This is a genomic window from Frankia tisae (genome assembly GCF_025403405.1).
In the GTDB taxonomy this organism is placed as follows: domain Bacteria; phylum Actinomycetota; class Actinomycetes; order Frankiales; family Frankiaceae; genus Frankia; species Frankia tisai.
In genome coordinates this window covers 1-7375 of the sequence record NZ_JANEZT010000338.1, presented here as the reverse complement: position 1 = coordinate 7375, position 7375 = coordinate 1, and the positions used below count along the sequence as shown (strand labels likewise).

Here is a 7375-nt window from a genome sequence, read left to right as displayed (position 1 = left end):
CCGCCAACCCGCCGGCAATTGCTGGAGGTTGGTGACGGTGGCGGGGCCCGCGAACCGTCATCAACCTCCTGCATCTGCTGACCGCCGTACGGCCAGGACCGGCGCCGGCCGGCCTTCCCACGTTTCCGCTATCAGTCGAGCACGGAAGCATGCCGAGGCCCCGTCACGGTTCTGGGCAGAAAAACCGTGCGTAGGCCTCGGCATGATCTGGCCGCGATCCGGCCGGAAGCCAAGCAAGCGGGCGGCTACGGCTACGGCTACGGGGTCAGCCGAGGGCTATCTGGGGTCGATGAAGGATTCGGATCTGCTCATCTAGTCGGCGAGGAGTTCGAAGTCGGCGTAGTCGAAGCCGGGGGCGACGACGCAGCCGACGAGGACGTGCCGGTCGCCGCGGGGCACGGCGGTCTGCCACTCCCCCGCCGGCACGGCGAGCTGCGGCACCTCGCCGGCCGCCGCATCCGGCCCGAGCAGCCCGCTCGGGCCGGGCGAAGGCCGGCGGGCCAGGCCGCCGAGGGTCAGTTCCAGGGCGCCACCGCCCTGCCAGAGCCAGATCTCGGCCGAGGCCACCCGATGCCACCGGGACACCTCGCCCGGACGCAGCAGGTACAGGATGGACGTCATCACGGGCCGCTGCCCGCCGTGCGCCTCGACGAGCTCGGGGCTGGCCCAGGTCCGGCGGTACCAGCCGCCCTCCGGATTGGGTTCGAGGCCGAGGCCGCCGATCAGCTCGTCGGCGGACGTCGCCGGATCATCGAGGCGGCTCAACGACATGATTCCTCCCAGGGGCGCGGGACATCGGGGGTCGGCCCGGCCCGCCCGGTCAGGAAGTCGGAACCGGCTGTGCTGTCAGGACGGCTGTGCTGTCAGGACGCCCGCGAGCAGCCACTCGGCGGCCGACCAGGGATCGGCGGCACCGGCGGTCACCAGGTGGGCGAGCTCCGCCAGGCGCGCGTCGTGCGGCGGGGCGGCCAGGCGGTCGCGCAACACGGTCAGGGCCAGCCCGCGGATCTCGTCGGCGGCGCGAGCCAGCCTACGGCGGTCGAGCTCGCCGGTGGCGACGAGGTCTCGCCGATGCGCGGCGATCCGCTCGACAAGCTCGTCGATGCCCTCGCCCAGGGTGGCGGCGACGCGAACCACCGCCGGCTGCCGGCCGCCGGCGCGCATCCGGGTCATCGCGGTCAGGTCGGCGACGGTGCGGGCGGCCCCTGGCCGGTCCGCCTTGTTGACGACGAGGACGTCCGCGACCTCGAGCAGGCCGGCCTTGACCGCCTGCACATCGTCGCCCGCGCCGGGCGCGAGCAGGACGCAGGTCGTGTCGGCGAGCGCGGCGATGTCGATCTCCGCCTGGCCGACACCGACCGTCTCGACGACGACGACGTCGAACCCGGCCGCCTCGAGCACCCGGAGCGCCTGCGCGGTCGCGGCTGCCAGCCCGCCGAGGCGCCCCCGGCTGGCCAGCGAGCGGATGAACACCCCGGGGTCGCCGGCATGCTCGCTCATCCGCACCCGGTCACCGAGCAGCGCGCCGCCGGTGAACGGCGAGGACGGGTCGACCGCGAGCACGGCGACCCGCCGCCCGGCGCCGCGGTAGGCGCGTACCAGGGCCGAGACGGTCGTGGACTTGCCCACCCCGGGCGCGCCGGTGAGCCCGACGGTCTGCGCGCCGCCGGCGTGCCCGGCGAGCGCCGGGCCGATCTCCCACCAGAGCCCGGGGGTGTTCTCCACGGCCGAGAGCAGCCGGGCGAGCGCCCGCCGATCACCGCCGACGGCCGCCGCGAGCAGCTCCGCCGGGGCCAGCTCCGCCGGGGCCGGGCCCCGCTCGCGGTCGGCATCCGCGGCGGAGCCGGCGGTCACGCCGTCGGGACGCGCAGGATCAGGGCGTCGCCCTGGCCGCCGCCGCCGCACAGGCCGGCCGCGCCGATCCCGCCGCCGCGCCGGGCCAGCTCGTTGAGCAGGGTCAGGGCGATGCGGGCGCCGGAGGCGCCGAGCGGGTGGCCGATGGCGATCGCCCCGCCGTTGACGTTGACGATGTCGGAGCTGATCCCGAGGTCGCGCATGGACTGGATGGAGACCGCGGCGAACGCCTCGTTGATCTCGACGAGGTCGAGGTCAGCGGGGGTGAGCCGCTCCTTGGCCAGCGCGGCGAGGATGGCGTTGGACGGCTGGGACTGCAGCGAGGTGTCGGGGCCGGCGACGAAGCCGTGGTGGCCGATCTCCGCGAGGATCGGCAGGCCGAGCTCCTCGGCCTTGGCCCGGCTCGCCACGATGACCGCGGCCGCGCCGTCGGAGATCTGCGACGCGGACCCGGCGGTGATCGTGCCGTCCTTGCCGAACGCCGGGCGCAGCCTGCCGAGCACCTCGGCGGAGGTGTCGGCGCGGACACCCTCGTCCTGGCTGACGACGATCGGCTCGCCGCGGCGCTGCGGCACGGAGACGGGGACGATCTCGTTGTCGAACAGGCCGTTCTTGGCGGCGGCGGCGGCCCGCTGGTGCGACCGGGCGGCGAACTCGTCCTGCTCGGCACGGGAGATGTTCAGCGCGCCGTTGTAACGCTCGGTGCTCGCACCCATGGAGATCTGGTCGAAGGCACAGAACAGGGCGTCCTGGTCGATGGCGTCGAGCGCCTCGGCCGCGCCGTACTTCACCCCGGCGCGCATCGACCGCAGCAGGTGCGGCGCCCCGGTCATGGACTCCATCCCACCGGCGACGACGAGGTCGTACTCGCCGCTGGCGATGTAGGTGTCGGCGAGGGCGATCGCGTCGAGGCCGGACAGGCACACCTTGTTGATCGTGACCGCGGGCACCGTCATCGGGATGCCGGCGGCGACGGCCGCCTGCCGGGCGGTGATCGGACCGGTGCCGGCCTGGATCACGTGCCCCATGATGACGTACTGGATCGCGTCGCCGGCCAGCCCGGCCCGCTCCAGCGCACTCCTGATCGCGATGCCGCCCAGATCCGTCGCGGTGAAGCTCTTCAGCACCCCGGACAGCTTCCCGATCGGTGTCCGCGCGCCGGCCACGATCACGGAACCAGGCATGGCTGCCTCCTCATCACTCTTGGGGAGATTCTCGGGATGCTCACCCCACGGGCACCTTCAACACCACGATAACGTGATCTTGATTCTGGTGCCCGCCCCCGTGACCGGCCGGGCGGGGGAGAGAACCACCGCCCGGCCCCGATCAGGACAGCGCGCCGCAGGACACCACGAAGGGGGAGGAGTCCGCCGGCAGCCGCACCGTGCTGGAGGCGGTGTCCTGGACGGCCAGGCCGTCCGGGGTGAACCCCAGCGTCGTGGTGGCGACGTTGAACTGGGTTCCGTCGCTCGACGTCCCGGTGCTGATCTGCAGGGTCTTGTCGGCGCAACGAAACCCGAGGGCGGAGTTGCCGCGGACGCCGGCGCCGAGAGCCAGGTCGCTGGGCAGCGTCAGCACGGCCAGCTCGTCGAGGCTGGCGTAGCGCAGCAGGGCGTAACTCTTCGTCCCGCCGGCCGCCTGGGTCTGCACCAGCAGCTCGCCGAAACCGTCGCCGTCGATGTCGATGACCGCGCTGTTGAGCGGGGTGATGATGCTGCCGAGGGCAACCCGGGCGACCTGGCCGTCCCGGGAGAACCGCACGCGCAGGTTCGTCCCGTCCGGCGCGACCGTGTCGGGCTGGCCGTCGCCGTCGATGTCGTTCGCGGCCGCCGGTTTCGCCACCGGCGTGGGCAGCTGCGGGCTGCCCGGCCCGGTCGAGTTCGACGGCGCGGACGACTGCGGGCTGGTGGGGGCCACCGACTGCGAGGACGCGGACGCCGTCGGCCGGGTCGGTAGCGGGCTCGTCGGCACGCGGGTGGTCGATCCCGGGGCCGACCCGCCGCCGCCGGAGCTGGGGTGCCCCGAGCCGCCGCCCAGCGACGGCACGGTCGCCGCCCGGCTCGGCTCGCTGAACGTGGTCGGCATGACCGGCGGCGCGGCCGGCTCGACGACCTGGCTCGACGGGCTCGGCCGGATGGCCACCACCGCCAGCCCGATGAGCGCCGCCATCACCATCCCGCCGAGGGTGAACGCGGGGATGCGCCAGCGGCGCCGACGGGCGATGCCGGCCCGGATCTGCCGGTAGGCCTCCGGGGAGGGTCGGATGGGCTCAACCGCCTCGGTCAGCAGCCGGGTGAGCTCGTCCGGTTCCAACGCGCTCACCGCAAGCCCTCCAGCTTGCCGCTGAGGGCGGACAGCCCTCGGGAGGTGTAGGCCTTGACGGAGCCGACGCTGCAGCCCATCACCGCCGCCGCGTCCGCCTCGGACATGTCGGCGTAGTAGCGCAGGACGACCGCCTCCCGCTGGCGCCGCGGCAGCTCTCGAAGTGCCTGGATGACGGCGGCTCGCTCGACGAGAGAGTAGGCCCCTTCCTCGGCGCTGGCGGCATCGGGCATGGGCTTGGGGGCATGCTTGAGAGCGACGAGTCGACGACGCAGCGTGGAACGTGCGAGATTGACGACGGTCTGCCGAAGGTAGGCCAGGGCCTTGTCCCGGTCCTGTAGACGTCCCCAGGCCCCGTGGACCCGGATGTAGGCGTCCTGGACCACCTCTTCACACAGACCCACGTCATCCAGCAGCAACGCGGCAAGGCGCACCAATGACCGGTAGTGCTCGGAATACAACGCGGTCAGGGCGGCGTCGGCGTCCCGCGCTACGTCGCTACGGGCAGCGTCGCTCCGCGCAGGCACGGGCCGCCACCCCTCCACGACTGTCATGGGCGCGGTCACACCACGTTGGACGCCGACCGAGCACTCGAAGTTGTCCCGAAAGTTCTATCGCGTCGCGCACGAAACAGACAGCCCCCACATCCCGCGACCCCGTCTCCTTACCCATCAGCTACCTCTGCCGCCCTGTCGACTGTCAGTACCGCCCTGTCAACTGCCCGTGCCGCCCGCCATCCGCCCTCGACCACGCACCGCCGGAGGCCGATCGTGAAGGACATCCTCGAGGCGATCATCGCCCAGAGCCCGCCGTCCCCCGACCGGCGAGCGGAGTTCGCCGCGTTCACGGTCCCGGAGTTCTACCGCGGCGTCGTCGTGCGCCGCGAGGAGACCGGGATGTTCGACGGCGTCCCGTCCCAGGAGAAGGACCCGCGCCGCTCCCTGCACGTCGACGAGGTGCCCACGCCCGAGGTCGGCCCCGGCGAGGCTCTCGTCGCGGTCATGGCCTCCTCGGTGAACTACAACACGGTGTGGACGTCGATCTTCGAACCGATGTCCACCTTCGGCTTCCTCGAACGTTACGGCCGGACGTCTCCCCTTGCTTCCCGCCATGACCAGCCTTACCACGTCGTGGGTTCCGATCTGGCCGGAGTCGTGCTGAGGACAGGAGCCGGTGTACACGTCTGGTCCCCGGGGGACGAGGTCGTGGCCCACTGCCTGTCGGTCGAGCTGGAGCGCGCCGACGGTCACAACGACACGATGCTGGACCCCGAGCAACGAATCTGGGGTTTCGAGACGAACTTCGGCGGGCTGGCCGAGCTCGCCCTCGTCAAGGCGAACCAGCTTATGCCCAAACCAGGCCATCTCACCTGGGAGGAGGCGGCCGTGCCGGGGTTGGTCAACTCCACCGCCTACCGGCAGCTCGTCTCCGCCAACGGCGCCCGGATGAAGCAGGGCGACGTCGTCCTGGTCTGGGGAGCCTCCGGCGGGCTGGGGTCCTATGCCACCCAGCTCGCGCTACACGGCGGAGCGATCCCGGTCTGCGTCGTGTCGTCGCCGGAGAAGGCGGAGATCTGCCGTTCCCTCGGCGCCGAGCTCATCATCGACCGCGCCGCGGAGGACTACCGGTTCTGGAGCGATGAACACACCCAGAACCCGCGGGAATGGCAGCGGTTCGGCCGGCGCATCCGCGAACTCACCGGCGGGGACGATCCGGATATCGTGCTCGAGCATCCGGGGCGAGAGACCTTCGGTGCCTCCGTCTACGTGACCCGCCGGGGCGGCACCATCGCGACCTGCGCCTCCACCAGTGGATTCGTGCACGAGTACGACAACCGGTACCTGTGGATGAACCTGAAACACATCGTCGGCTCCCACTTCGCCAACTACCGGGAAGCCTGGGAAGCCAATCGGCTCATCGCCCGCGGGATGATCCATCCCACCCTCTCCCGGGTGTACCCGCTTACCGAGACGGGGCAGGCCGCCTACGATGTGCACCGCAACACCCATCAGGGCAAGGTCGGCGTGCTCTGCCTGGCGCCGGCCGAAGGGCTGGGTGTTCGCGACTCCGAGCTCCGCGCCCGCCACCAGACCGCAATCAACCGGTTCCGTGGCGTGTAGCCAGGGAAATCGCGACGGGCCCGATGCCCGGCTGGCGTCACGTTCACCTTGACAGTCTGAGATGCTGAGGTCCTATGACCGAACACACGGATCTCATCCCGATGGCCGGCGAGACCGACGGGCCCCCAGCCTTCGATCTGGTCCGCCGTGGCTACGACCCCAACCAGGTCACCCACCACGTGAACTGGCTCGTCGAGCAGCTCCGCGAGGCCGAGGCGCACCGGGCCGCGGCCGAGGCCGCCGCGTCCGAGGCCGCCACCGAGGCGGCCCGCGTGCGCGACGATCTGGCCGCGAACCGTCCCGCCTGGGAGGAGTTCGGCGGCCGGGTCACCCAGATCCTCCAGCTCGCCGAGGAGGAGGCGGCCACCGTCCGCGCCGAGCGGACCCGCGAGGCCGACGCGCAGCTCGAGGAGGCCCGCCGGATCGTCACCGAGGCCGAGGCCGCCCGCGAGAAGACCCTGCGGGAAGCCGACGGGCAGGCCGCCTCGATCGTCTCGACGGCGCGTGCGGAAGCCGAGCGGATCGTCGAGACCGCCCGGTCCACCGCGGCGGCGGCCGAGGACGAGTCGAAGCGCCGGCTGGCCGATCTGGAGCGTCAGCGCGAGCAGGTCACCACCCAGCTCGCCGCCCTGCGCGAGCAGGTGACGACCCAGCTCGGCGCCCTGCGCGACAAGCTCACCGCGGCCAGCGCCTCGATCGCCTCGATCGAGGCGGCGCCGATCGAGGAGCGCAAGGCGATCGGCGCGGAGACAGTCGTGCTGCCCGCGTCCGCCGGCGTCCGCAACGCCTGAATCCCCGCTACGCAGCCGCGCAGGCGCGCCCTCAGCCGGCGTCCGAGCGCGGGCGGGCCGCCCGGCAGCGTCGATCCCAGCACGGCCGATGCCAGTGCCGGCGGTCCTCGACGCGCTCCGGCGGCCAGACGACCAGGTGGGCGGTGCCCGGGTTGATCTCGTGGTCACACCCGGGGCACCGGTAGACCTTCGCCGTCGCCGCACCGGTGACGGGGCGGACCACCCACTCCCCGTCGCGTAGCACCACGACCGGATCGGGCAGCCACGCCCCGACGGGCCGCCCGCGCC

Annotated in this window: 8 protein-coding genes; 2 read left to right on the top strand and 6 right to left on the bottom strand. The window is 72.5% G+C overall.

Features of this window, described 5'->3' with window-relative positions; all coding sequences use genetic code 11:
• Window positions 1-312 precede the first annotated feature (312 nt).
• The 5 genes from NBZ85_RS24695 to NBZ85_RS24675 all read right to left on the bottom strand — a co-directional run bounded on the left by NBZ85_RS24695 (window position 313) and on the right by NBZ85_RS24675 (window position 4730).
• Complete coding sequence (locus NBZ85_RS24695; protein WP_261556178.1) at window positions 313-771, bottom strand: cupin domain-containing protein; 459 nt, start codon at window positions 769-771, stop codon at window positions 313-315.
• Between the two features lie 75 nt (window positions 772-846).
• The gene (gene meaB / locus NBZ85_RS24690) at window positions 847-1854 is read right to left on the bottom strand and encodes a methylmalonyl Co-A mutase-associated GTPase MeaB (RefSeq protein ID WP_261562680.1); all 1008 of its coding nucleotides are present in this window, start codon (window positions 1852-1854) and stop codon (window positions 847-849) included.
• Window positions 1851-3038: an acetyl-CoA C-acetyltransferase gene (locus NBZ85_RS24685; RefSeq protein WP_261556176.1), complete on the bottom strand. Its 1188-nt coding sequence runs from the start codon at window positions 3036-3038 to the stop codon at window positions 1851-1853. Before NBZ85_RS24685 ends, meaB begins: the two co-directional genes overlap by 4 nt.
• A gap of 142 nt (window positions 3039-3180) precedes the next feature.
• Window positions 3181-4176, bottom strand: a complete 996-nt coding sequence (locus NBZ85_RS24680; protein WP_261556175.1) for an FG-GAP repeat domain-containing protein — start codon at window positions 4174-4176, stop codon at window positions 3181-3183.
• Window positions 4173-4730 (bottom strand): SigE family RNA polymerase sigma factor, encoded by a 558-nt coding sequence (locus NBZ85_RS24675; protein WP_044886710.1) that lies wholly within the window; start codon window positions 4728-4730, stop codon window positions 4173-4175. The genes NBZ85_RS24680 and NBZ85_RS24675 overlap by 4 nt, the downstream gene beginning before the upstream one ends.
• A 216-nt stretch (window positions 4731-4946) precedes the next feature.
• Here NBZ85_RS24675 and ccrA point away from each other — a divergent pair, with 216 nt between their 5' ends.
• Complete coding sequence (gene ccrA, locus NBZ85_RS24670; protein ID WP_261556174.1) at window positions 4947-6296, top strand: crotonyl-CoA carboxylase/reductase; 1350 nt, start codon at window positions 4947-4949, stop codon at window positions 6294-6296.
• Between the two features lie 74 nt (window positions 6297-6370).
• On the top strand, window positions 6371-7087 hold the full coding sequence (locus tag NBZ85_RS24665; protein ID WP_261556173.1) for a F0F1 ATP synthase subunit B family protein: 717 nt from the start codon (window positions 6371-6373) through the stop codon (window positions 7085-7087).
• 31 nt (window positions 7088-7118) lie between these two features.
• On the opposite strand, the gene NBZ85_RS24660 is transcribed toward NBZ85_RS24665, so the two are convergent.
• Window positions 7119-7375, bottom strand: a 257-nt coding sequence (locus NBZ85_RS24660) for an Rv1322 family protein (RefSeq protein WP_308205213.1), incomplete at its 5' end; no start/stop codon positions are given.

Bases quoted from the DNA above. Each gene is read 5' to 3' on its own strand.
- NBZ85_RS24675 (WP_044886710.1), bottom strand. From the start codon at position 4,730: ATGACAGTCGTGGAGGGGTGGCGGCCCGTGCCTGCGCGGAGCGACGCT.
- NBZ85_RS24685 (WP_261556176.1), bottom strand. From the start codon at position 3,038: ATGCCTGGTTCCGTGATCGTGGCCGGCGCGCGGACACCGATCGGGAAG.
- NBZ85_RS24665 (WP_261556173.1), top strand. From the start codon at position 6,371: ATGACCGAACACACGGATCTCATCCCGATGGCCGGCGAGACCGACGGG.
- NBZ85_RS24695 (WP_261556178.1), bottom strand. From the start codon at position 771: ATGTCGTTGAGCCGCCTCGATGATCCGGCGACGTCCGCCGACGAGCTG.